The sequence below is a fragment of the Pseudomonas sp. YY-1 genome (assembly GCF_002843095.1).
Classification (GTDB): Bacteria; Pseudomonadota; Gammaproteobacteria; order Pseudomonadales; family Pseudomonadaceae; genus Aquipseudomonas; species Aquipseudomonas sediminis_A.
Genome location: NZ_PJLX01000014.1, coordinates 112,485 through 133,925 on the forward strand (window position 1 = coordinate 112,485; position 21,441 = coordinate 133,925).

The window sequence follows — 21,441 nt, forward strand, 5'->3', positions numbered from 1 at the left end:
ACGTTTCGCGAGCAGAGCTCGCTCCTACAGCACTCCTGCCTTTTCCAAGAGCATCTGTTCGTCCACCTGATCGATCTGTTCGGGCTGCATGAAACGTTCGGCGTAGCGCCGATAGATGCCGGCGCGAATGAACAGCGCGAACAGCTGCGGGTCGATGTGCGCGCCCTTGCACATGCCGACCATGATGTTCAGCGCCTCCGACAGCGTCTTGCCTTTCTTGTAGGGGCGATCCACCGCCGTTAGTGCTTCGAAGATATCGGCGATTGCCATCATGCGTGCCGGCAGGCTCATCTGTTCGCGCGTCAGACGTTTGGGATAGCCGCTGCCGTCCATCTTCTCGTGGTGCCCGCCGGCGATCTCGGTGACGCTCTGCAGATGCTTGGGGAAGGGCAAGCGATCGAGCATCAGGATGGTCTGCACGATGTGATGATTGATGATGTAGCGCTCCTCGGCCGTCAACGTGCCGCGGGCGATGCTCAGGTTGTGCAACTCGCCGCGGTTGAATTTGTACGGCGGCACTTCCAGCTTGAAGCCCCAGGGATTGTCCGGTGCGATCACCTCCTGGCCAACGCGCTCGATCAGGTGCTCGGGGCGGTCGGCGAGCAGCGGTTCTTCCACCGGCAGGCTTGCAGGTGTCGAGCGTTCCAGGCGCTTGGCTTCCTCCCAGGACACGCCCAGGCGATTGTCCAGGGTGCGTAGCCAGCGGCGTTCGGCGATCTGCTGCAGGCGCGCCTGGTCGGCATCGGCCATGGCTTCGCCCCCCAGATTGATGCGGGCGATGAAGGCGAACTCGTCGTCCAGATCGCTCAGCAACTGGTCGCGCAGCCTGGCCAGCGCCGCCTCCTCGCCACCTTCGGTGCGGGCACGCCAATAGGCGATCCAGGCATCGCGCTTGAGCACCTCGAAACGCATGCGCACTTCGTGAATGCGGTCGTACAGGGTTTCCAGTTTGGTCGCCTTGTCGACAACGTATTCCGGCGTGGTTACCTTGCCACAGTCATGCAGCCAGGCAGCGATATGCAGCGCCTCCCATTCTTCGTCGTTTGGGTGGTAATCACGAAACTCGGGGGCGTCGCTCTCGGCAGCGGCGCGCGCCAGCATCAGGGTGATTTCCGGTACGCGCTGACAGTGGCCGCCGGTATAGGGACTCTTGGCGTCGATAGCGCCGGCGATCAGCTGGATGAAGGCATCGAGCAACTGCTTCTGCCTGGCCAGCAGACGCTGGCTCTCGATGCATAGGGCTGCACTGTCTGAGACGGCATCTACGAAGGCGACACGGTCGGGGCTGAGCATGCTCTCGCTGTTCTCGCCGGTGTCACGTTGCAGCAGCACCAGCACGCCGACGGTATCGCCCTGACGGTTGTGCAGGCCGGCCGCGATCAGGTGCAGGCGCGGGCTATCCATGGCCGACAGCAGCCCCTGGAATTTCCCCGCCTGATCAAAGCCGATGGAGGTGGCGATGCTGTTACCACCGCTGGCTGGGCGTTGTAACCAGGTGGGCAGGGTTGGGTCGTCATGGGCCAGGCCGTGGATGCCGAGGTCGGCGAGGTTGCGGCTCTGACCGTCGATGATCAGCCCATGGGGCTCCAGACGGCCGCTGTCGTTGTCCAGCAGGTAGAGCAGGCCGCCTTGGGCCTCGCTGATGGAGACGGTAGCGTCCATCACGCGTTTGATCAGTGCTTCGAACTGGGTTTCCGCAGACAGGCTGGCGGCGATGTCGAGGAAGCTCGACAGGGTGTCCTTCATGCTGCTCATGGACACCGCCAACTGGTCGACCTCGAGAATCGGCGAGCGCCCGCTGGCCGGATAGGCGAAGTCGAAGCGGCGGATGGCCTGTGCCTCCTGCACCAGGCTGCGCAGCGGTTTGACCACCAGGCGCGAGGTCAGCCAGCCCAGGGGCAGGCACAGCAACAAGGTGGTGAGGGTGATCAGGGCACCCTGCCAGCGTATGCGGTATGCCTCGGCCAGCAGTTCCTGCTCGGGGACCAGCAGCGCCAGATGCAAACCTTGCGGGCCTCCTTCCTGAATGTGCCGATGGGCCATGGCCCAGCGCTGCTTGGCCAGCTCGATGACGCCTGCGTCCTGTTCGTTCAACTGGCTGGCCAGCAGTTCACCCAGGGCAGGGTTGAGCTCGCTGACCTTGACCAGCGATACCTTGCCGTCGACATCCTTGAGCAGACGGCTGCTCTCGGGGTAGGCCACGGCGTTGCCATCGCTGTCGGCAAGCACCACCTGGGTGTTGGGGGTGACGCGATGGCTGGCCAGGGTGGCGGACAGGTCATCCAGGGTCAGGTCTGCGCCGATCACCGTGGTCAGGCCGCTGCGCCTGGCCAGGGTAGTGCCGATTTCCTGGGTGGAGAAGAACAGATAGGGTGCGGTGGTGATCTGCCCACCGTCGCCGCGGGCGCGCTTGAACCACTCGCGTTGCCTCGGATCATAGGGTTCGCTGAGGTTCTGCCGGCGGCTGAGCGGGTTCAACGAGCCGTCATAGAACAGGTAGTCGCTGTCGGTACCGACGCTGCTACGGTCGATGGCCCAGACCTGGTAGGCGGCTTTGTCCGGTGCGTCGAAGCGTTGCTTGAGCATCTCGCTGCGCAGCGGTCTGACCATGAAGAAATCACCATCTTCATAGCCCAGGTAGATCGAGGCCAGCTTGGGGTTGTCGCGCAGGGCCTGAACGAACAGCGGCAACATTTCCAGGCGTTCGTCGAGCGTATCGGCCTGGGTGGCGGGGTGCAGCGCCAGCAGGCTGAGCAGATGGCGTATCGGGCGATAGGTGCTATCTAGATCCTTCTGCACGTCGTACTGGATGCGCTCGAACAGGGTCGAACTGCTGGAGAAGATCAGTCGGCTGGTCTGTTGATAGTTGAATAGCCCCAGCACCACGCCGGTGAACAGCAGTAGCAAGGTGAACAGGACGCTGATGTGAACATGCAGGGGAAAACGGCGTTCGCGCGCAACCGCTGTATTGGGCATCGCACTTCACTCCTTGCTGGCGCTGCAGGCTCCAACAGCATAGTGAAGTGTGGGCGAATCTGCCTAAACGTTATAAAGGCTGTTGCGAACTCTCTTCGGTCTTGCCCGGCTTGTTCAGTTGCAGGCGCAGGCCATGCACCAGCAAGGCGATGGTCAGGGTCAGGGCGACGCCGATCAGTGCGTTGAGCAGGCGAACCTCGGCAAGGTGCCAGTCATGCGACAGGCTCTCGGCCAGGAGCACGAAGCAGAGGCTGGTCTGCAGCACGAACAGGCCGTAGTGATTGGCCTGCAGTGCACGGCTGAGAAACACCAGCGCCAGCAGGGTCATCACCATCATCGGTGGGCTCTGCAGGCTGTGGCCGAAGATGATCAGCAGGCCGGCGGCGGCGAGGCTGGCCAGGCTGGCCTGCAGGGCGCGCACCAGGCTGCCCTGGAATTCCAGTTGCAGCGTGCTGATGACGGTCAGGGTCAACCAATAGCCGCGCGACAGACCGGCCAGGTTGACGATCAGCCCCGAGGCGGCGAAAGCCAGCATGCAGGCCAGGGCGTGCAGGCGCCACTGTTGGCGCGGTAGGCGCTGCGCGTGACGCTTGAGTACTTTGAGAATGGCGAGAAAGCGCGGCATGTACGGCCACATGCGCAGACCATGCAGGCCGCGCAGGCCGAAGGCCAGCAGCATGACCCAGAGCCCGCCGAGGATGAACAGCGTGGCCACTGCGTAGGGGTTGTGCAGATTGCCGATGCCGAACTGTCCCTGGCCAAGGCACAGGCAGATGCTCAGGCCGATACCCAGCTTGCCGGCTTCGCTACCGAAGCGTTGCAGCCAGGCCAGCAGCAGGCCGAACGCTGCAAAAATGCACAGGCTGAGCAGGGGGTGACTAGCCACCCAGAAACCGAGGCCGGCACTGCAGGCTCCCAGGCCGGTGAGCAGCAGCATGCGCAGCATGCCGAAGCGGTGCAGCGGGTTGGCCTGGGCGGCCTGAAAAGCACCTGCCGAGGCCCAGAGAAAACCACTGTGAGCAGTGAACAGGCCCAGCACCAGCGGCAGGGCGCAGCCCAGCACCGCGACCAGGGCAGGGCCCCAGGCCGGCGGGCCGGCATGCCAGGTGAAACTGTTGCGAATCAGGTTCTTCATGCGCTGTTTTCGTCAGATCGGGCTCGAACGGCCGGTCATCTCCCTCGCCATTTCCGTAGCGTAGCTGTCCGTCATGCCGGCGATGAAGTCGATCACCCGCATGAACGAGCGATACAGGGGCCAGCCGGGTTCAGGCGCGTAGTAGCTGAGCAGGTCGAGGATGCGCCGGTGCTTGAACGACAGTGCACGCCCACTGTGCAGCTCCAGCGCTGCACCGCAGAAGGCGTTGAGGAGGATTTCCAGCGTGGTGTAGGCGCCGATTTCATGCAGCGTCTTGCGCTTGTCGTGGAAGATCTTCTCGCGCGCCAGAGATTTCGCGCTCTGCACGCAGTGCTTGGCCGCGCCGTGCATGTGCTCGACCAGATCGCCCTGCAGACCGCCGCCCAGCAGGGCGTGTTGTTGCTCGACAAAGGCGCCGGCCGCGGCGTTGGTCAGGTGTTCGATGGCCTTGCCGCGCAGGATCGCCAGCTTGCGCCGGCGCGAGTCCTTGGGGCCGAGCTGGCGATAGGTTTCCGGCAGATCATCGCCCACCAGGTCGAGCAGCAATGCCTCGACTTCGGTGTAGTCGAGCAGCTCCATCTCCACGCCGTCTTCCAGGTCGATCAGGCCGTAGCAGATGTCGTCCGCGGCCTCCATCAGGTAGACCAGCGGGTGGCGTGCCCAGCGCTGCGCCTCCAGTTGCGGCAGCTCGAGCTTGGCGGCGATCTGTTCGAGCAACGGCAGCTCGCTCTGGTAGCAGCCGAACTTGTGCTTCTTGTAGCCCTGAGCGTCGGCATGGCGAGCGGTCCAGGGGTATTTGAGGTAGGTGCCGAGGGTGGCGTAGGTCAGCCGTGTGCCGCCATCGAACTGGTGGTATTCCAGTTGGGTGAGCACGCGAAAACCCTGGGCGTTGCCTTCGAAATTGAGAAAGTCGCCGCGTTCGGCATCGCTCATCGCGTCCAGCCAACCGCGCCCGGCGGCCTGCTGAAACCAGTGGCGAATGGCGTCCTCGCCGGAGTGGCCGAACGGCGGGTTGCCGATATCGTGGGCCAGGCAGGCGGACTGTACGACCATGCCCAGATCGCTCGGTGTGCACCAGTTGGGCAGGTCGTCACGCAACATCTCACCGACGCGCATGGCCAGTGAGCGGCCGACGCAGCTGACTTCCAGCGAGTGGGTCAGGCGGGTGTGGATATGGTCGTTGCTCGAAACCGGATGCACCTGCGTCTTGCGTCCCAGGCGACGAAAGGCGCCGGAGAAGATGATGCGGTCATGATCCTTGTGGAAGGGACTGCGGCCTAGCTCTGCCGAGCTGGGCGCAGGTTTACCGAGACGTTCACGGGTGAGCAGGGTGTGCCAATCCAAGGCCTATCCTCGCCAGGTTGATCCGGGCCCCTAGCTTGGGTGTTCATGCCGCCGGCTGCAACCCCGGTTGGTTACAGGCCGGCGGCGTCGATATCCACCAGCAGCAGTCGACGGCCGTTATCGATGAACTGGCCGGCGGTCAGGCAGTATTGGTTGGTGGTGGCGTCGCGGTAGGTGGTGGAGAGCGTCAGGCGCCGTTCTTCCCAGCCTTCGGCCAGCAGTTGATAGAAGTAGGGGCGCCATGACCAGTTGTGGCCGAGGTAGCGATCATCGGCCTGCCAAGCCGCTTGGCGCCATTCCAGGTTTGGCGTGAGCTGGGTGCCGTGGCGGTCGCACTGATAGATGCGCAACAGCCAGGGATAGTTGTCAGGTGCTTTCAGGCTCGTTGTCGGGGCACCGCTTTCGGCCCAGAACCTCAGTTCGGACATCAGCTCAGCCAGTTGCTGGCGCAGGTTGACCAGGCGTGCGCGCTCGGCGAGTTTCTGTTGCACGTAGTTGTCACGCAGGCGCGCGAAGCGGCCGACGAAGGCATCGCTGGCGAATAGCTCCTCTTCCGGCTTGGCGAACAAGAACCCCTGCACATAGCGGGCGCCGCATTCCAGGGCGAAGTTCAGCTCGGCTTCGGTTTCCACGCCTTCGGCGATGATCCAGCAGCCGGTTTTTTCAGCCATTTGCGCCAGCGCCTTGACCACTTCACCGCTGGGGCCGCCACGGGCGGCTTCCTGAAACAGGCGCATATCCAGCTTGAGGATGTCCGGTTGCAGCGCCAGCACGCGGTCGAGCTGTGAGTAGCCAGCGCCGAAATCGTCGATGGCGATGCGTGCACCGGCGTCGCGATAGCGCGACACCACGTCAGGCAGGCGTTGGCTGGCGCCACCGAGTTCGGTGATCTCGAAAACGATGCGCGTCGGGTCGATACCGCTGCGTTGTAGTTGGATCAAGCTGGGCAGAGGTTGCGCCGGGCGCAAGCGGCTGATCCAGCGTGGCGAAATATTCAGGCTCAGGAACCAGTCCGCCGGGGCTTGATGAAAGCGCTGCAGGGCATCTTCGCGGACCTGTCGGTCAAGGCGGCGCAGGGCGGCGGGTGGGGTTTTCGGGTCGGCGAAAAGCGGCCCGGCCGAGCGCGCCTGGCCTTTGTCATCGCGCAGCCGAGCCAGCGCCTCGACACCGGCGATACGACCGGTGGCGGTGTCGATAAAGGGTTGGAAGACGGCAAAAGGCAGTCCGTCGATCACCTGGTTTGTCCTTAGCGCTGAGCGGTTGAGCCGCCTGATGGCGGTTGGGTTACTCAACCAAGCAAGATCGCGGCCAGGCCAGGTCTAGACCAATCGGCGTTTCAGTCGATACCGCTTTGCCGACGTCGAAGTAGTGGCGCAATGATCAATGCCAGGCGCAACCAGCGACGCCAACCGCGTTTACCGCCGAGCAGTCCGGCCAGTGCCAATGCGCCGCCAGTGAGCAAAAAGGGTGCATTGCCCCGGCGCAGGCGTTGGCCATACTCGCGTACCTGCTTGAGTGGCTGACTGATTTGCAGCACTTCATGGCGCAGTTCCTGGCGGTGCATCTCCAGGCGCATGCGCAGCACGGCTTTACGCAACTGACGGCGCGAGGCGCCTGGTGGCAAGTTGGACGTCATGGCAGCAGTTGCTCGCGGTCACGTTGCAGTTCTTCAAGGCTGGCGCTGAATGGTGTTTCGGCGTTGCGCAGACTGATCAGCAGCCAGGTTGTACACCCTACCAGGCCAGAACCGTAGAACAGGCAAAGACCCGTGGCTACTGCCAGGCGATGGCTGTCCCAGTAGACGATCAGCAGCAATGCGGACAGACCTATCAATAGGAGCAGGGCGAAGGCCAGGCACAGGCCGCCAAGAATCAGCGCGCGCAGTGCCTGGTTGCGTTGGTCTTCGAGTTCATGGGCCAGCAACGCCACATGGCCCTGGAGGAGGCCCAGCAGGGCCGCCCCCAGGCGCCTTGGCGATGGTCCATTGGACATTGGCGCTGTCAACGGCGGCTGATCAGCAGGCCGAGCACCAGGCCAATAGCGGCCGACAAACCCAGTGCCTGCCATGGGTGCTTGTGCACATAGTCTTCAGTGGCGTCGACGGCGATCTTGCCCTGCTCGCGCAGGCCAGACTCGGCTTTGTGCAGGGCGTCTCGGGCACGATCGAGGCTGCCGCGAATGTCATCACGCAGGGCCTCGGCGTGTTCGCCGGCGAGACTGGCGGAATGTTGCAGGAGCTTCTCGGTATCGCTGACCAGAGCCTGGAATTCATCCAGCAGGGCGTCCTTGGTGCTTGGAGTAGCGGCTTTGCGGGGCATGGTGAGCAGTCCTCTGCGTTGGTATGTGCTACTTACGATTGCTCTGCAGCGTGAGGGTTCCGCAAGAATAGTCGGGAAGTGACCGGCCTGGCGTTTGGTATAGCGATTGCATTTTGCTGGTGCGCGAAGGTCGAGAAATGCCCTGTGATGGGGCTTTTTCGGGGCGGCTCAGGATGGTCCATTTCGCGCATAACCATTTGATTAACAAGAAATAAGCATCGATATGTCGACATTTGGTGGCGCTATTTTAGGGCCACTCGACGGCACTTTTCGAGGGCGCTCCACTGTGTCTGGCTGCATTGTGGTGCGCGTTTTCAGGTTTGTGTCTTTGTTTGGTGCCTTTTCTTCTGCCTCCGGAGTTTTCTTTCTCGATGGAAAACATCAACAGTGCCGTGGCCACGCTGATCCACGGCTCCAATACCCTGTTCATCCTGCTGGGTGCCATCATGGTTCTGGCCATGCATGCCGGCTTTGCCTTTCTCGAAGTGGGAACGGTACGGCAGAAAAACCAGGTCAACGCGTTATCCAAGATTCTCTCGGATTTCGCTATTTCCGCCTTGGCATATTTCTTCATCGGCTACTGGATCGCCTATGGCATCAATTTCTTCGAGCCGGCTGCGGTGCTGACGGAAAACCATGGCTACGGCCTGGTGAAGTTCTTCTTCCTGCTGACCTTCGCCGCGGCGATTCCGGCGATCATCTCCGGTGGTATTGCCGAACGTGCCAAGTTCGGCCCGCAGCTGTGCGCCACGGCGTTGATCGTGGCCCTCGTCTACCCCTTCTTCGAAGGCATGATCTGGAACGGCAACTACGGCTTCCAGGCCTGGCTCGAGGCTCGCTTCGGTGCCGGCTTCCATGACTTCGCCGGTTCGGTGGTGGTGCATGCCATGGGCGGCTGGTTGGCCTTCGGCGCCGTGCTGCTGCTGGGGCGCCGCAACGGGCGTTATCGCGACGGCAAGCTGGTGGCGATGGCGCCCTCGAACATTCCGTTCCTGGCACTGGGCTCGTGGATCCTGATCATCGGTTGGTTCGGCTTCAACGTGATGAGCGCGCAGACGCTCGAGGGTGTCAGTGGCCTGGTAGCGGTCAACTCGCTGATGGCCATGGTTGGCGGTACCGTCGCCGCGCTGCTGGTAGGGCGCAACGACCCTGGCTTCCTGCATAACGGGCCGCTGGCTGGCCTGGTCGCGATTTGCGCCGGCTCGGACCTGATGCATCCGATCGGTGCTCTGGTCACTGGCGCGATTGCCGGTGCATTGTTCGTCTGGGCATTCACCGCGACGCAGGTGAAGTGGAAGATCGACGACGTGCTCGGCGTCTGGCCGCTGCATGGCCTGTGCGGGATCTGGGGTGGCATCGCCTGCGGCATCTTCGGCCTCGAGGCATTCGGCGGCCTGGGTGGCGTGAGCCTGGCCGGCCAGGTGATCGGCACTGCGTTGGGGGTGGTGGTCGCGCTGGTTGGTGGCTTCGTGGTGTATGGCCTGCTCAAGGCTTCGCTCGGTATTCGCCTGAGTCAGGAAGAGGAATACAACGGTGCTGACCTGTCGATTCACAAGATCGGTGCGGTGAGTCAGGACTGAGAGGCCAGGGCTGGCGTTGTTTGCCAGCGTTTACGGCGGGCAATAAAAAACCGGGCAATGGCCCTAGCCGTTGGGGAAATCTGTTGAAAGATTCCCCGATGGCCTGCGGTTACGGGTCCTATAAGCAAAAATCCCCAGCCGAGATATTTTCTGCTGGGGACTTCTTTTTTGGCTTTCAGATCATGACGTTAACGATCTGCATCAACAGATTAAGCCAACGCCTTGGCAATGGCCCGGTTTTTCATTCAGTTGTAGATCAGTCGCGACGACCTTCTACCGCCTTGCCGGCGACGGTGCCTTCCTTGAGCATGATCTGGTATTCCTTGCCGTCCGTTTCCACCTGATGCAGGCGGACCAGCAGGTGGCCCCAGTCTTTGGCGAACCACAACACGGTCTTGCGGGTGCTTTGCGTGGGGTCACGCACGCGTTCGACCTTGATTGCGTCGATCAGGCCCGCCTTGGTGCGTACCACTTCTTCGCCCAGCACGCGGAAGTCATAGGTTTCGATCTCGTCACCGTCGACCACCTGGTAGCTCACGCTCTTCTTGCCGGCCGCAACGTCCTCTTGCAGGGCAACCTGGTAGGTCGATTTGTCCAGCAGGCCGCGGTTGAGCGGCAGTCGCACGGCATCGCCACGGTCGCTGCCGATCACTTGCTTCTGCTCCCAATCGAAGTCCTGCTCGACCTTCTTGCCTTTGCCCAGGCCGCTGCGATTGAGGCGGTAGGTCAGCGGCAGCAGGGCGCCGTTATCGACGCGGAAGGTGCTTTCTTCGGTGAGACCGGCGACCAGCATCGAGGCTTCGAAGTTGAGGGTCCAGCGGCCGTCGTCTTCACGTTTGAGGCTGCGCTCGGCACTGCCACTGACCGGCAGCTGCTTCCAATCCGCGGTGTAGCTGGCGGAGAAGGGCTGCAGGTCCTCGGCAAAGGCGGACAGGCTGAACAGTGTCAGGGCGAACAGCAGGGCACGACGCATAGAGTCTCCTAGGTTCGAATCAGGTGGCCGCTGGCGGGCAGCGGCTGGCCATCCAGCATTGCGCCTTGAGCGCCAAGACGCAAGCGGCCTTCGGCAAACCAGCGCACTGCCAGCGGATAGATCTGGTGTTCCTGCTGGTGCACGCGGCGAGCAAGGCTTTCGGCCGTGTCGTCTGCCTTGATCGGCAACACAGCTTGTACGACCAGAGGGCCACCATCGAGTTCCTCGGTCACGAAGTGCACGCTGCAGCCGTGTTCGCTGTCGCCGGCTTCCAGGGCGCGCTGATGGGTATGCAACCCCTTGTGCTTGGGTAGCAGTGACGGATGGATATTCAGCAGGCGGCCTGCGTAGTGCTGAACGAAGCCCGGCGTGAGGATGCGCATGAACCCAGCCAGCACCACCAGGTCAGGCTGGTGGGCATCGATGGTCTGGATCAGCGCTGCGTCGAAGGCGTCGCGGCCATCGAACTGCTTGTGGTCGAGCAGGCCGGTGGCGATCCCGGCCTGTTTCGCTCGCTCCAGGCCATAGGCATCGGCGCGGTTGCAGATAACCGCGGCGATGCGGGCCGGATTGCCGTCGTGGCCGACGCTGTCGATCAGCGCTTGCAGATTGCTGCCTGATCCGGAGATCAGGACGACGACATTGCAGGGCATCAGTGGGCTTTCAGGTTGTTCAACTGAACCTGGGCTGCGCCTTCTGCTGCGGCGGTGATCTGGCCGATGACCCAAGGTTGCTCGCCGCTGGCGCGCAGGCTGGCCAGGGCGGTTTCAACCTGGTCCTGAGCGACGCAGATGACCATGCCTACGCCGCAGTTCAACACGCGGTGCATTTCATGCTCGTCGACGTTGCCTTGCTCCTGCAGCCAGTCGAACACGGCTGGGCGATTCCAGCTGGCCACGTCGATCACGGCCTGTGCGCCCTGCGGCAGTACGCGCGGGATGTTGTCCAGCAGGCCGCCGCCGGTGATGTGGGCCATGGCCTTGACCGCACCGGTGTCCTTGATCAGCTTGAGCAGCGGCTTGACGTAGATGCGGGTCGGCGCCATCAGCAGATCGGCCAGAGCCTTGCCGTCCAGTTGCACCTGCTCGATGTCGGCGCCGGAAACTTCGATGATCTTGCGGATCAGCGAGTAGCCATTGGAGTGCGGGCCGGAGGAAGGCAGGGCGATCAGGGCGTCGCCGGTGACGACCTTGGAGCCGTCGATGATCTCGGCTTTTTCCACCACGCCGACGCAGAAACCGGCCAGGTCGTAGTCTTCGCCTTCGTACATGCCCGGCATTTCGGCTGTTTCACCACCGACCAGGGAGCAGCCGGCGAGTTCGCAACCAGCGCCGATACCGGTCACCACGGTGGCGGCGACGTCGACGTTGAGCTTGCCGGTAGCGTAGTAGTCGAGGAAGAACAGCGGCTCGGCGCCACAGACCACCAGGTCGTTGACGCACATGGCGACCAGATCTTGGCCGATGCTGTCGTGCTTGTTCAGGTTCAGTGCCAGGCGCAGCTTGGTGCCGACACCGTCGGTGCCGGACACCAGTACCGGTTGCTTGTAGCCGGCCGGGATCTCGCACAGGGCGCCGAAGCCGCCCAGGCCACCCATGACTTCCGGACGCGCAGTGCGCTTGGCGACGCCTTTGATGCGTTCGACCAGGGCTTCACCGGCATCGATGTCGACGCCTGCGTCCTTGTAGCTGATGGAGGGTTGCTTGCTCATAGATCCGGGCCTTTGGATGGGGAGTTCGTGTAGGCGCCGACGTGGCGCAGGCTCATCCAAGGAGCCCAGCGCGCGTACCGGCTGGCGAAGGCGCGCGATTTTATCAGGCTTGCCCGGTAGCGGCCACTCGTGTGCATGCGCTTCGTCGCAGGCACTGGCTCTGGTTGCCGGGGCTTGAGCGGCTGTTTAAGGTATAGGCTTTTGTGCCCGCCCGCCGTGCGGCCATCCTTTGCGAGAGTCCACCCCAATGCGTTTGCCCATCCGCCTGTTGTTCCTCTGTCTGTCGCTGCTGAGCCTGCCGGTATTGGCCGCGCCGGTTACCGGTCTGTACCAGGTGCGCGAGCCCGTGGCCGACCAACAGCCGGAAACTCGCGACGCTGCCATGCAGAAAGCCCTGCAGACGCTGGTGCTACGCCTGACCGGCGACGCCAAGGCGTTGCAAAGTGCCGGGCTGGAAGGGCTGCGCAAGGACCCGCAGCAGATCGTCAGCCAGTACGGTTATGAAGGCGACGCGCTGCTGGTCGAGTTCGATCCGGGCAGTACCGAGCGCCAGTTACGTCAGGCCGGCCTGGCTCTGTGGGGGGGCAATCGCCCGGCCATCCTGACCTGGTGGCTCAACGAGTCGCCGGAAGGCAGCCAACTGGTTGGTGAAAGCCAGAGCGCATCGGCACTGCTACGCGATGCTGCGCAACATCGTGGCTTGCCACTGCGTTTGCCGCTGGCGGACCTGAGCGAGCAGGCGCTGGGTGCTGCCGATGTGCTGCTGGCCAACGATCCCCAAGCCCTGCGCGAGGCGTCCGAGCGCTACGGCGCCGATGCCTTGCTGGCCGTGCAGGCGACTGAAAGCGGCGGCAGCTGGCAGGCGACCTGGCGCCTGTGGCTGGGTGACGAGCGCGAGCAGGGCAAGGCAGAGGCCGCCGATCAGGCAGCGCTGGCCGATGCAGTGCTGTTGGCCGTGGCCGAGCGCCTGGCGCCGCGTTTCCTGGTCAAACCGGGTGCTGCGCAGAGCCTGACGCTGGTGATCGAGGGCGTAGACCTGGGCCGTTTCGCGGCACTGGAGCGCTTGCTCGAACCCTTCGCCGCGCGTTTGCAGGAGATCGACGGCCAGCGTCTGATCTATCAGGTCAGCGCCAGCCCGGAGCAGCTGCGCGCGCAACTGGCATTGGGGCAACTGCAGGAAGTCAGTGAGCCGTTCGATGCTGCTGAGCCAGTAGAGAACCCGGAGGCCGCTGCAACCGAGGCGCCGCAGGTGAAGCCGCGCACCGATCAATTGCGCTTTCGCTGGTAGAATCTGCGCCGGGTAGACCACAGCCCAGTTACGCGGCGCCTTCCTGGCGCCGTTTCGCATCGAGGACGCGAGCATGACCGATTCCACCCGTTGGCTATGGATGGCTGGGCTGTTTCTGCTCGGTTGGCTGTTGTACCTGTTGCACCCGATTCTTTCCCCGTTCCTGATCGGTATCCTGCTGGCCTATATGGGCGACCCGCTGGTCGACCGTCTCGAACGGCATCGGCTGTCGCGCACGGGGGGCGTGGTGGTGGTATTCGCGCTGTTCGCTCTGGTATTGCTGATCCTGCTGCTGGTGTTGGTGCCCATGCTGGGACGACAGCTGGTGCGTCTATATCAGTTGGCGCCGGAAATGCTCGATTGGTTGCAAGGCACGGCCTTGCCGTGGTCGCAGTCGCATCTGGGGTTGCAGGATGACCTGCTGCAGGTCGATCAACTCAAGCAGGTCTTTACCGACAACATCGGCAAAACCACCGATGTGCTCAAGGCGGTACTGGCCCAGGCGACATCCTCGGGGTTGGCACTGCTGGCCTGGCTGGGCAACCTGATGCTGATTCCGGTGGTGAGCTTCTACCTGATGCGCGACTGGGATCTGCTGGTCGAGCGTGTGCGCCGCCTGCTGCCGCGTCAGCGCGAAGGATTGATCGTCAAGCTGACTGGCGAATGTCATGAAGTGCTGGGCGCCTTCCTGCGCGGCCAATTGCTGGTGATGTTGGCGCTGAGCGTCATCTATTCGGTTGGCCTGATGTCGGTGGGACTGGAGCTGGGGCTGTTGATCGGTGTGCTGGCGGGCCTGGCCAGTATCGTGCCGTACATGGGCTTTATCGTCGGTATCGGTGCGGCGCTGACCGCTGCGCTGTTCCAGTTCGGTCTCGAGCCCTATCCGCTGATCGGTATTGGCGTGGTGTTCATGATCGGCCAGTTGCTCGAGGGCATGGTCCTCACGCCCATGCTGGTGGGCGATCGCATCGGCCTGCACCCGGTCGCGGTGATCTTCGCCATCCTCGCGGGTGGCCAGCTGTTTGGCTTTACCGGCGTGCTGCTGGCTTTGCCGGTTGCTGCCGTGATCATGGTTCTGCTGCGCCATGCCCATGATTTGTATAAACTTTCCGGCCTTTACGGAGAGTCCAATAGCGGTTCCGACGAGCCGACGAGGTAGGGTCTGTTCCCGTTTCGCCGCGGCCGCGCCGGGGCCAGTTTTTGCGCGGGGCAAGGCATGAGGAGAGAGATTTGGTTATTCCAAATGAACGACGAATAACGCAGCAGCGCGCAAAAACTGGCCTGGCCCTTCGGGTTGCGCGGCAAATGGCGCCATGCTGCGTTGTGGAGCTTGGCAAGGGAGCGACCATTACCTGCGCTCCACGCCTGGCCTGGCGCCATTTGGCGCAGCAACGCGGCTCGCGCCGAAACGGGAACAGACCCTGAGCATGAAACCAATCCAGCTGCCTCTGGGGGTGCGTCTGCGTGATGACGCGACCTTCGCCAATTACTACCCCGGCGCCAATGCTGCGGCCCTGGGCTATGTCGAGCGCTTGTGCGAGGCCGACGCCGGCTGGACGGAAAGCCTGATCTACCTGTGGGGCGCCGAAGGCGTCGGGCGCAGCCACCTGCTGCAGGCGGCCTGCCTGCGTTTCGAACAGCGTGGCGAAGCGGTCGTGTATCTGCCGCTCAGCGAAGTGGTGCAGCACGGCCCGGAGTTGCTCGACAACCTTGAGCTGTGCGAGCTGGTCTGCCTCGATGATCTCGATGCCGTGGCCGGGCGCAGCGACTGGGAAGAAGGGCTGTTCCACCTGTTCAACCGTCTGCGTGACAGCGGCAGGCGCTTGTTGCTGGCAGGCACCATGTCACCGCGCGAGTTGCCGATTCAACTGCCTGATCTGAAGTCGCGACTGACCCTTTCGCTGATCTTCCAGCTGCATGAACTGTCCGACGAGGACAAGCTGCGCGCCCTGCAGCTGCGCGCCTCGCGCCGTGGCCTGCAGATGAGCGACGAGGTCGGTCGCTTCATCCTCACTCGGGGCGAGCGCAGCATGAGTGCGTTGTTCGAATTGCTGGAGCGCCTCGATCAGGCCTCGCTGCAGGCCCAGCGCAAGCTGACCATTCCCTTCCTCAAGGAAACGCTGGGCTGGTAGAGGCGGCAGGCCTCAAGCTGCCAGTAAGAGCGTAACTCGGATGCAATCCGGGAATCCCTGCATAGCATCCCCGAATGTGATCCGGACTACGGGCTCTCTGGGGAAATCATGTGTAGGAGCGAGCTCTGCTCGCGAACTTTTAGCTGCACAAGAGCTTCGCGAGCAGAGCTCGCTCCTACGGATCCAAAGGCTTTCTATTCGCGCCTATTTCCTGCATGAACGCAGCGATTGCTTGGGCACAGACCTTTGGCCGCGCCTGCAGGATGAAGTGCGGGCCATCTAAGCGATGCTGGCGGATGTCGCTGCAAAACTGGGGCAGTCGCTGGGCCGCGGTGTTGGCAACCAGGCGATCCTGTTGTGGCCAGAGGTGCAGGCAGGGTAGATCCAGGGTTTGCGCTGGTGCTTGTAATGCGGCCAGGGTTCCCAGGCGGGCGCGCAGCAGTGTCTGATCCAGTCGGCGAATTTCCCTTCGTACCCGTTGCAGGATGTCTTCTTCTGCCGTGTTGCCCAGGCACAGTGCGCGCAGCAGCTTGGGCTGCGTGGCCAATGTCAGCGGCACGGATAGGTGTCTGAGCAGCGGCAGGGCGACATTAGGGCGGGTCAGGAACGAGGCAACGAAGATCATGCCGCGCATTCCTGTTGGCTGGCGCAGGGCGAGCTGGTAAGCGAGTGGGCCGGAAAACGACTCACCCAGCAGGACGAAAGGCGTGCTGCCAAGCTGCGGATAAAGTGCTTCGCTCAGGCTGTGATAGTCCTGTGGCCCTTGCGCTGGCAGGCTCAGCACCTGGCAATCGATGTCCTGAAGCTCGTCGAGCAATGGCGCAAAGAGGTGGCTGCTGCCGTTCAGACCGGGCAGCAGCACCAGGCGCATCAGGTTTCCCCAGCCAGCTTGCGGTCGTACTGAAAACGCCAGCGGGTGTAGAGCAGTGCGCAGCAGAACAGGCCGAAGCTGATCACGGCCTCCAGTGCGCCGAACAGTGCACGCGCCGGATCGATGGCGGCGAGTACGCCCTGGATGAAGTAGATGTTGACCACGAAGCAGGCCCAGGCATGTGCGCGGGCGTTACCCAGCAACATACCGGGAGCGAGCAGTGCAAGCGGCAGCAACTGGATCGCCAATACAACCCCGACCCGCGCGCCATGCAGGTCAGCGAAGGCCAGATTCCATACCAGTAGCAGGGTCAGCAGGGCGATGAAGCTGAACAGGCTCAGCGCTCGGCTGAGTTTGACCCGTGGCTCCAGCCACTCGAGGCTGGGCAAGGGTTTCTTCGCTCGGGCCACGTTCAGCGCTCCAGTTTGCTGGCGGTTTGCGCCAGGCGTTGACCCAGAGCACGGCACAGGGTGATTTCATGTTCGTCCAGCGCACGCTTACCGTCGCTGCCAGCGTGGTGGCTGGGGCCATAGGGCGTACCGCCGCCGCGGGTTTCGAGCAGCGCCGCTTCGCTGTAAGGCAGGCCGCAGAGCAGCATGCCTTGGTGCAACAACGGCAGCATCATCGACAGCAGGGTGGTTTCCTGGCCGCCATGCAGGCTGGCAGTGGAGGTGAACACGCCAGCCGGCTTGCCGACCAGTTCGCCGGTGAGCCACAGATTGCTGGTGCCATCGATGAAGTATTTCAGTGGCGCCGCCATGTTGCCGAAACGGGTCGGGCTGCCCAAGGCCAGGCCCGAGCAGTTCTTCAGATCATCCAGGGTGGCGTACATGGCGCCGTCCTCCGGCACGCTCGGCGCAACGGCCTCGCATTCGCTGGATACCGCAGGCACGGTGCGCAGGCGCGCCTCCAGGCCAGCCATCTCGACGCCACGGGCAATCTGCTTGGCCATCTGCGCGGTGGCGCCATGGCGGCTGTAGTAGAGCACCAGGATGTAGGGCGCGCTCATGCCAGTAGCTCCAGTACTTTTTCCGGTGGTCGGCCGATCACCGCTTTGTCGCCAGCGATGAGGATCGGGCGCTCGATCAGCTTGGGATGCGTGACCATGGCCTGGATCAGTTGCGCCTCACTCAAGCTGGCATCGCTCAGGCCCAGCGTCTTGTATTCGTCCTCGCCGCTACGTAGCAGGTCGCGTGCGGAGATACCCAGCTTGCCGAGTAGGCTCTTGAGCTCGCTGGCGCTGGGTGGCGTTTCCAGATAGCGCACGACGTGCGGTTGCAGGCCGCGGGCTTGCAGCAGCTCCAGAGCACCACGGGATTTCGAGCAGCGCGGGTTGTGGTAGAGGGTCAGGTCGGTCATGGTGGCTCGCATCCGGCTTGAAGTGGCGGCTATTCTAACCGCCTGATGCGCGGATGCACGCAAACCGCTGCGGCGGCTTTGCTGCGACCTTTTTACGCGGCGCATTGTCTGTCTGTTTAGGTTTGAGGGCTAAGGAGAGGTCATGCTGCGTCGTTTGAAGGACTGGATGGGGTTCTGGCTCAGCCTGTATCAGCGTTTCGTGGATAACCGCGGCGCAGGCAACGCAGCGGCGTTGACCTACACCACCTTGTTCGCCGTGGTGCCGATGATGACCGTGACCTTCGCCATGCTTTCGGCAATTCCGGCGTTCCAAGGTGTAGGCGAGGAAATCCAGGGGTTCATCTTCAACAACTTCGTACCCTCCACGGGCGAGACGGTGCAGGAGTATCTGCGTGAGTTCACCACCCAGGCGCGGCAGCTGACCTGGTTCGGCGTCGGCCTGCTGGCCGTTACCGCCTTCCTCATGCTGGTGACCATCGAGAAGACCTTCAACGTGATCTGGCGGGTACGTCAGCCACGCCGCGGGATGTCCAGTTTCCTGCTGTACTGGGCGATTCTCAGCCTTGGGCCGCTGCTGCTGGGGGCCGGTTTCGCGGTCAGTACCTATATCGCCTCGCTGTCACTGATCTCTGGGCCGGACGCAGTAATCGGCGCCAAGACGCTGCTTGCTTTCACGCCGTTGTTATCGAGCATCGCGGCCTTTACCTTGCTCTATGCCGCGGTCCCCAACACTCGGGTGCCTTTGTCTCATGCTCTACTGGGCGGCCTGTTCAGCGCCGTGCTGTTCGAGGTTGCCAAGGCGCTGTTCGGCCTCTATGTGCGGCTGTTTCCCGGTTATCACCTGATCTACGGCGCCTTCGCCACGGTGCCGCTGTTTCTGGTGTGGATCTATCTGTCCTGGTTGATCGTGCTGCTGGGCGCCGAGTTGGTGTACAGCCTGTCGCAGCCGCGGCACTGGCGCCGCGAGCCTATCCCCAAGGGGCTGATTGTGCTGGTGGTATTGCGGCTTTTGCTCAAACGTCAGCAGAAGGGCGAGGCCCTGCATTACGGCGACATGCAACGTGCGGGCTGGCGGTTGCCCGAAGACGAGTGGGCGCAGGTGATGGATTTTCTCGAACGCGAGCACCTGGCATGCAAGGCCAATGGCGGAGGGTGGGTGTTGTGCCGCGATCTGCACAACTTCTCCTTGTATCAATTGCTCGAGTGCAGCCCCTGGCCATTGCCGAGTCTGTCGCAACTGCCCGCTCAGCTCGACGAGCCCTGGTACCCGGCATTGCGCGAGGGGCTGGAGCGCATGCAAGCGGAGCGTGAGTCACAATTCGGAGCCAGTCTGGCGGATTGGTTGCCGGGGAAGGGCTGAGCAAACCCGCGCGGCGTGTCGGGCGATGGGGCGCTGAAGAGGTGACAAAAAACGTCAGTTTAAGGCGTTGCCTAGTCCTGCCGTGGCCTGGACGCAAGGGGGTAGGCGCCAAGGAATGCGTTGTACAAGGGCTGGCACGCTTCTAGCTAATTCAGGAGCAGTTGCTATCGAACTGCCAGCAGGGGCAGGGATCGCTGAGGACGCAGGCAGTAATGACGGTAAAAAACAGGGTAATTCACCTTCATCGACGCGATCCGCAGGAAGCGCTGGAGCGGCTCAATCGAATCACCGGGCTGCACTTCGCACGCTGGCCGGAGTCGCTGCTCGAGCATGTGGCTGCCGAAAACCTGCAGCCAGACGCTGACGATTCAAGTCCGCAGGCCGCGCCCAGCCCCGGAGTCTCCTCTGGCTGAAAGCAAAACCCCGCGTCAATGCGCGGGGTTCGATGTTGCAGTTGTGGTTCAGGCCATGGCCTGGCGGCTTTCGCTGTTGGCCAATTCGACGGCTTGAACGAAGAATTCCTCGACTACCAGGCTCTGCGCCGGCACCGCCGAGCGCAGGCGTACCTGCATGTCTTCGATCTTCATCCGCACCGGCATGCGAGCGATCCCGGAGAGCAGGATCTTGCCATGGGCATTGACCTTGCCGTGGTCGACATTCACCTCGCGACGCTTGTCCCCGTCGCGGTAACTCACCAGCAGCGATACCGGCAGATTGGCCAGCCCCGGCAATTGCAGCCAGGTGGCGACGTTGTATTCGGCTACGCGGCCCTCGTAGGGCGTGACCAGCAGGTGAGCGACGTCGACGATGCGCGAGGGCACGGAGCCAATCAGCTTGTCTTGCGCTTGGGACATGGTGAAATTCCAGGCTGGGTGAGACTTGAGTGCCAGGAATTATAAGCAGCCACCTGCTGGCGAAACTGTGCACTCGGCGGACAGGCCGCGTGACTGGAGTCGCAGTTTCGCATATCAGGCCAGGCGCAGCGGGTGACGGGTAACCGATGAGGTCTGCAGGTTGCTTTCGGGCAGCGGCAGGATCGCCTGGTTATGCACGCTGGCCAGTTGCAGCCAGAGGTGCTCGCCGGAGCTGAACTGGCCATTGGGCAGCCACAGGCCGTGGTGCCAGCCGTTGCCGGGGGCCGGGGTGCTCTGCAGCACGCCTGGGTGAGTTTGCGCATTGGGGGCGCGTCGTAGCCAGACCGGACGTGGCAGACCTTTGAGATAGCGCAGCCCGAGGTGCAGGCCTTCGCTATTGAGATGACGCCAACGCACCAGTGCCAGCGTCGGTGTGGCATTGGTCAGCAGCAGAACCAGTTGCCCGACCTGCAGTTGTCCACCTTCGTTGGCGTTGCACAGCAGGCGTGCGCCGCCCGGGCTGGCGTCGAGAATCTGCGCCTCGGTACGCTGCGGCAGTTTATCCAGCAGCTGCGCATGAATGGCCGGCAGGCCCACCACCAGGCTGCATTGGCCTTCCAGTTCGGCACGTTCATGGCGACGTTGCTGGCGGCCCAGCCAGTGCTGGCGTACCCGTTCGAGTAATTGGCGTTCCTGCATGCTTTGCAGTGGTGCTGGCTCATGCAACGCGATCAGCAGCGCGCCCAGTTCGAAGCGGCGCAGGTTGGCGGTTTTGCCTTCGATACGCTGTTCGAAACTCAGGCAGGCCTGTGATTCGCTGAGGTCGACTACCGGGCCTTCGGCGTCGTCTTCCTCGTCCCAGGCTTGCAACCTGGCCAGCGCCGCCAGAGGTGCCAGCGCGCTGAACAGAGTCAGGCATTCGCCTTCATCGAGATGGAAGGGATTGCTCAGGGCCAAGAGCAGCATCTGCTGGTAAAGGCCGCGCAGGGTACTGGCCGGTTTCGGCTCGAAGGCCGCCGCCACTGGTTCGTCCAGACACTGCTGGTGCTCGCCGATCCAGTACAGCAAGTGGCTGTCGCGCCAGAGCGCTGCAGGTGGCTCCTGGTACAGCTGGTAGTGGCGCAGCAACTGCTGGGCAAGGAAATGCTGGGCCATGTACAGGCACCAGGCCAGGTGCGGCATCGACGGCTGGCGACCCTGCAGGATTTGCAGCAGCAGGCGTTTGAAGCCGATCGCCAACTCGCCGCAGAAACGCACGAACAGCGTGCTTGGCGGATGCTGGCGATTGGCAAGGCTGGCGTAATGGCGGTACTCATCACTGAAGTTTTGCAGCGCACGCTGCCTTTCCAGTAAGGTCAGAGCGCTGCGATTGAGCGAAAACAACAGGCCCAGCACTTGTTGCAGGCCATTTTCCGGCTCCAGATGGCGAGCTGCCGCGAGTCGTTGAGCGATTTCCGCTGGCGATACGCTGTTGTCCTCGCGGATGTCCGGTACTTCCAGGCGCAGGGCATCCAGCGTCATATCAACCCCGGGTGGACGA

The 21,441-nt window shown here is 62.9% G+C and carries 21 protein-coding genes; 5 read left to right on the forward strand and 16 right to left on the reverse strand.

The window, feature by feature from the left end; translation table 11 throughout:
• Positions 1–24: 24 nt before the first annotated feature.
• From CXP40_RS18805 to CXP40_RS18835, 7 genes are all read right to left on the reverse strand, one after another.
• The gene (locus tag CXP40_RS18805) at positions 25–2,976 is read right to left on the reverse strand and encodes an HD domain-containing phosphohydrolase (RefSeq protein WP_106734998.1); all 2,952 of its coding nucleotides are present in this window, start codon (positions 2,974–2,976) and stop codon (positions 25–27) included.
• A 70-nt stretch (positions 2,977–3,046) separates the two neighbouring features.
• Positions 3,047–4,111: an FUSC family protein gene (locus CXP40_RS18810; protein WP_106734999.1), complete on the reverse strand. Its 1,065-nt coding sequence runs from the start codon at positions 4,109–4,111 to the stop codon at positions 3,047–3,049.
• Positions 4,112–4,123: 12 nt separating this feature from the next.
• Positions 4,124–5,455, reverse strand: coding sequence for a deoxyguanosinetriphosphate triphosphohydrolase (locus CXP40_RS18815; protein WP_106735000.1), 1,332 nt, complete (start codon positions 5,453–5,455; stop codon positions 4,124–4,126).
• Positions 5,456–5,526: 71 nt separating this feature from the next.
• Positions 5,527–6,690, reverse strand: coding sequence for an EAL domain-containing protein (locus tag CXP40_RS18820; RefSeq protein WP_106735001.1), 1,164 nt, complete (start codon positions 6,688–6,690; stop codon positions 5,527–5,529).
• A 101-nt stretch (positions 6,691–6,791) separates the two neighbouring features.
• A complete protein-coding gene (locus tag CXP40_RS18825) occupies positions 6,792–7,091 on the reverse strand; it encodes a hypothetical protein (RefSeq protein WP_106735002.1) in 300 nt (99 codons plus the stop codon).
• Positions 7,088–7,447 (reverse strand): phage holin family protein, encoded by a 360-nt coding sequence (locus CXP40_RS18830; protein WP_106735003.1) that lies wholly within the window; start codon positions 7,445–7,447, stop codon positions 7,088–7,090. The genes CXP40_RS18825 and CXP40_RS18830 overlap by 4 nt, the downstream gene beginning before the upstream one ends.
• An 8-nt stretch (positions 7,448–7,455) precedes the next feature.
• A complete protein-coding gene (locus tag CXP40_RS18835) occupies positions 7,456–7,773 on the reverse strand; it encodes a YqjD family protein (RefSeq protein WP_106735004.1) in 318 nt (105 codons plus the stop codon).
• Positions 7,774–8,144: 371 nt separating this feature from the next.
• Between CXP40_RS18835 and CXP40_RS18840 the strand changes: the two genes are divergently transcribed.
• Complete coding sequence (locus CXP40_RS18840) at positions 8,145–9,353, forward strand: ammonium transporter (RefSeq protein ID WP_106735005.1); 1,209 nt, start codon at positions 8,145–8,147, stop codon at positions 9,351–9,353.
• A gap of 256 nt (positions 9,354–9,609) precedes the next feature.
• On the opposite strand, the gene CXP40_RS18845 is transcribed toward CXP40_RS18840, so the two are convergent.
• The 3 genes from CXP40_RS18845 to purM are packed head-to-tail and all read right to left on the reverse strand — an operon-like array spanning position 9,610 to position 12,037.
• Positions 9,610–10,326: a DUF3108 domain-containing protein gene (locus CXP40_RS18845; RefSeq protein WP_106735006.1), complete on the reverse strand. Its 717-nt coding sequence runs from the start codon at positions 10,324–10,326 to the stop codon at positions 9,610–9,612.
• An 8-nt stretch (positions 10,327–10,334) separates the two neighbouring features.
• Entirely contained in the window at positions 10,335–10,979 is a 645-nt protein-coding gene (gene purN, locus CXP40_RS18850) for a phosphoribosylglycinamide formyltransferase (RefSeq protein ID WP_106735007.1), read from the reverse strand.
• Positions 10,979–12,037, reverse strand: coding sequence for a phosphoribosylformylglycinamidine cyclo-ligase (gene purM, locus CXP40_RS18855; RefSeq protein WP_099523368.1), 1,059 nt, complete (start codon positions 12,035–12,037; stop codon positions 10,979–10,981). Before purM ends, purN begins: the two co-directional genes overlap by 1 nt.
• 247 nt (positions 12,038–12,284) lie before the next feature.
• On the opposite strand from purM, the gene CXP40_RS18860 reads away from it, so the two are divergent.
• The 3 genes from CXP40_RS18860 (at position 12,285) to hda (ending at position 15,457) form a co-directional block, all read left to right on the forward strand.
• Complete coding sequence (locus tag CXP40_RS18860) at positions 12,285–13,325, forward strand: DUF2066 domain-containing protein (protein ID WP_106735008.1); 1,041 nt, start codon at positions 12,285–12,287, stop codon at positions 13,323–13,325.
• Between the two features lie 73 nt (positions 13,326–13,398).
• Positions 13,399–14,484 (forward strand): AI-2E family transporter, encoded by a 1,086-nt coding sequence (locus CXP40_RS18865; protein ID WP_099523363.1) that lies wholly within the window; start codon positions 13,399–13,401, stop codon positions 14,482–14,484.
• 268 nt (positions 14,485–14,752) lie between these two features.
• The gene (hda, locus tag CXP40_RS18870) at positions 14,753–15,457 is read left to right on the forward strand and encodes a DnaA regulatory inactivator Hda (RefSeq protein ID WP_099523360.1); all 705 of its coding nucleotides are present in this window, start codon (positions 14,753–14,755) and stop codon (positions 15,455–15,457) included.
• Positions 15,458–15,632: 175 nt separating this feature from the next.
• Here the strand turns inward: hda and CXP40_RS18875 are convergent, their stop codons facing one another.
• From CXP40_RS18875 to arsC, 4 genes are read right to left on the reverse strand one after another with little or no spacing between them, the layout of a single operon-like run.
• Positions 15,633–16,328: an alpha/beta fold hydrolase gene (locus CXP40_RS18875; protein WP_106735009.1), complete on the reverse strand. Its 696-nt coding sequence runs from the start codon at positions 16,326–16,328 to the stop codon at positions 15,633–15,635.
• Positions 16,328–16,738: a DUF2069 domain-containing protein gene (locus CXP40_RS18880; protein ID WP_106735010.1), complete on the reverse strand. Its 411-nt coding sequence runs from the start codon at positions 16,736–16,738 to the stop codon at positions 16,328–16,330. The genes CXP40_RS18875 and CXP40_RS18880 overlap by 1 nt, the downstream gene beginning before the upstream one ends.
• A 2-nt stretch (positions 16,739–16,740) precedes the next feature.
• On the reverse strand, positions 16,741–17,337 hold the full coding sequence (gene wrbA / locus CXP40_RS18885) for an NAD(P)H:quinone oxidoreductase (protein ID WP_106735011.1): 597 nt from the start codon (positions 17,335–17,337) through the stop codon (positions 16,741–16,743).
• The gene (gene arsC, locus CXP40_RS18890) at positions 17,334–17,687 is read right to left on the reverse strand and encodes an arsenate reductase (glutaredoxin) (RefSeq protein WP_099523352.1); all 354 of its coding nucleotides are present in this window, start codon (positions 17,685–17,687) and stop codon (positions 17,334–17,336) included. Before arsC ends, wrbA begins: the two co-directional genes overlap by 4 nt.
• A 142-nt stretch (positions 17,688–17,829) precedes the next feature.
• Here arsC and CXP40_RS18895 point away from each other — a divergent pair, with 142 nt between their 5' ends.
• On the forward strand, positions 17,830–19,047 hold the full coding sequence (locus CXP40_RS18895; RefSeq protein WP_106735012.1) for a YihY family inner membrane protein: 1,218 nt from the start codon (positions 17,830–17,832) through the stop codon (positions 19,045–19,047).
• Between the two features lie 461 nt (positions 19,048–19,508).
• Here the strand turns inward: CXP40_RS18895 and CXP40_RS18905 are convergent, their stop codons facing one another.
• Positions 19,509–19,901 carry a hypothetical protein gene (locus CXP40_RS18905; protein ID WP_099523345.1) on the reverse strand — a complete coding sequence of 131 codons (393 nt, stop codon included), beginning with the start codon at positions 19,899–19,901 and terminating at the stop codon, positions 19,509–19,511.
• Positions 19,902–20,015: 114 nt separating this feature from the next.
• Complete coding sequence (locus CXP40_RS18910) at positions 20,016–21,422, reverse strand: pilus assembly protein PilZ (protein WP_106735013.1); 1,407 nt, start codon at positions 21,420–21,422, stop codon at positions 20,016–20,018.
• Between the last annotated feature and the right edge of the window lie 19 nt (positions 21,423–21,441).

What these genes read in the sequence shown, in the direction of transcription:
- CXP40_RS18845 (WP_106735006.1), bottom strand. Translation starts at nt 10,326, where the DNA reads ATGCGTCGTGCCCTGCTGTTCGCCCTGACACTGTTCAGCCTGTCCGCC.
- hda (WP_099523360.1), top strand. Translation starts at nt 14,753, where the DNA reads ATGAAACCAATCCAGCTGCCTCTGGGGGTGCGTCTGCGTGATGACGCG.
- CXP40_RS18805 (WP_106734998.1), bottom strand. Translation starts at nt 2,976, where the DNA reads ATGCCCAATACAGCGGTTGCGCGCGAACGCCGTTTTCCCCTGCATGTT.
- CXP40_RS18825 (WP_106735002.1), bottom strand. Translation starts at nt 7,091, where the DNA reads ATGACGTCCAACTTGCCACCAGGCGCCTCGCGCCGTCAGTTGCGTAAA.
- wrbA (WP_106735011.1), bottom strand. Translation starts at nt 17,337, where the DNA reads ATGAGCGCGCCCTACATCCTGGTGCTCTACTACAGCCGCCATGGCGCC.
- purN (WP_106735007.1), bottom strand. Translation starts at nt 10,979, where the DNA reads ATGCCCTGCAATGTCGTCGTCCTGATCTCCGGATCAGGCAGCAATCTG.
- CXP40_RS18905 (WP_099523345.1), bottom strand. Translation starts at nt 19,901, where the DNA reads ATGTCCCAAGCGCAAGACAAGCTGATTGGCTCCGTGCCCTCGCGCATC.
- CXP40_RS18910 (WP_106735013.1), bottom strand. Translation starts at nt 21,422, where the DNA reads ATGACGCTGGATGCCCTGCGCCTGGAAGTACCGGACATCCGCGAGGAC.
- CXP40_RS18860 (WP_106735008.1), top strand. Translation starts at nt 12,285, where the DNA reads ATGCGTTTGCCCATCCGCCTGTTGTTCCTCTGTCTGTCGCTGCTGAGC.
- CXP40_RS18830 (WP_106735003.1), bottom strand. Translation starts at nt 7,447, where the DNA reads ATGTCCAATGGACCATCGCCAAGGCGCCTGGGGGCGGCCCTGCTGGGC.
- purM (WP_099523368.1), bottom strand. Translation starts at nt 12,037, where the DNA reads ATGAGCAAGCAACCCTCCATCAGCTACAAGGACGCAGGCGTCGACATC.
- CXP40_RS18840 (WP_106735005.1), top strand. Translation starts at nt 8,145, where the DNA reads ATGGAAAACATCAACAGTGCCGTGGCCACGCTGATCCACGGCTCCAAT.
- CXP40_RS18865 (WP_099523363.1), top strand. Translation starts at nt 13,399, where the DNA reads ATGACCGATTCCACCCGTTGGCTATGGATGGCTGGGCTGTTTCTGCTC.
- CXP40_RS18875 (WP_106735009.1), bottom strand. Translation starts at nt 16,328, where the DNA reads ATGCGCCTGGTGCTGCTGCCCGGTCTGAACGGCAGCAGCCACCTCTTT.
- CXP40_RS18895 (WP_106735012.1), top strand. Translation starts at nt 17,830, where the DNA reads ATGCTGCGTCGTTTGAAGGACTGGATGGGGTTCTGGCTCAGCCTGTAT.
- arsC (WP_099523352.1), bottom strand. Translation starts at nt 17,687, where the DNA reads ATGACCGACCTGACCCTCTACCACAACCCGCGCTGCTCGAAATCCCGT.
- CXP40_RS18835 (WP_106735004.1), bottom strand. Translation starts at nt 7,773, where the DNA reads ATGCCCCGCAAAGCCGCTACTCCAAGCACCAAGGACGCCCTGCTGGAT.
- CXP40_RS18810 (WP_106734999.1), bottom strand. Translation starts at nt 4,111, where the DNA reads ATGAAGAACCTGATTCGCAACAGTTTCACCTGGCATGCCGGCCCGCCG.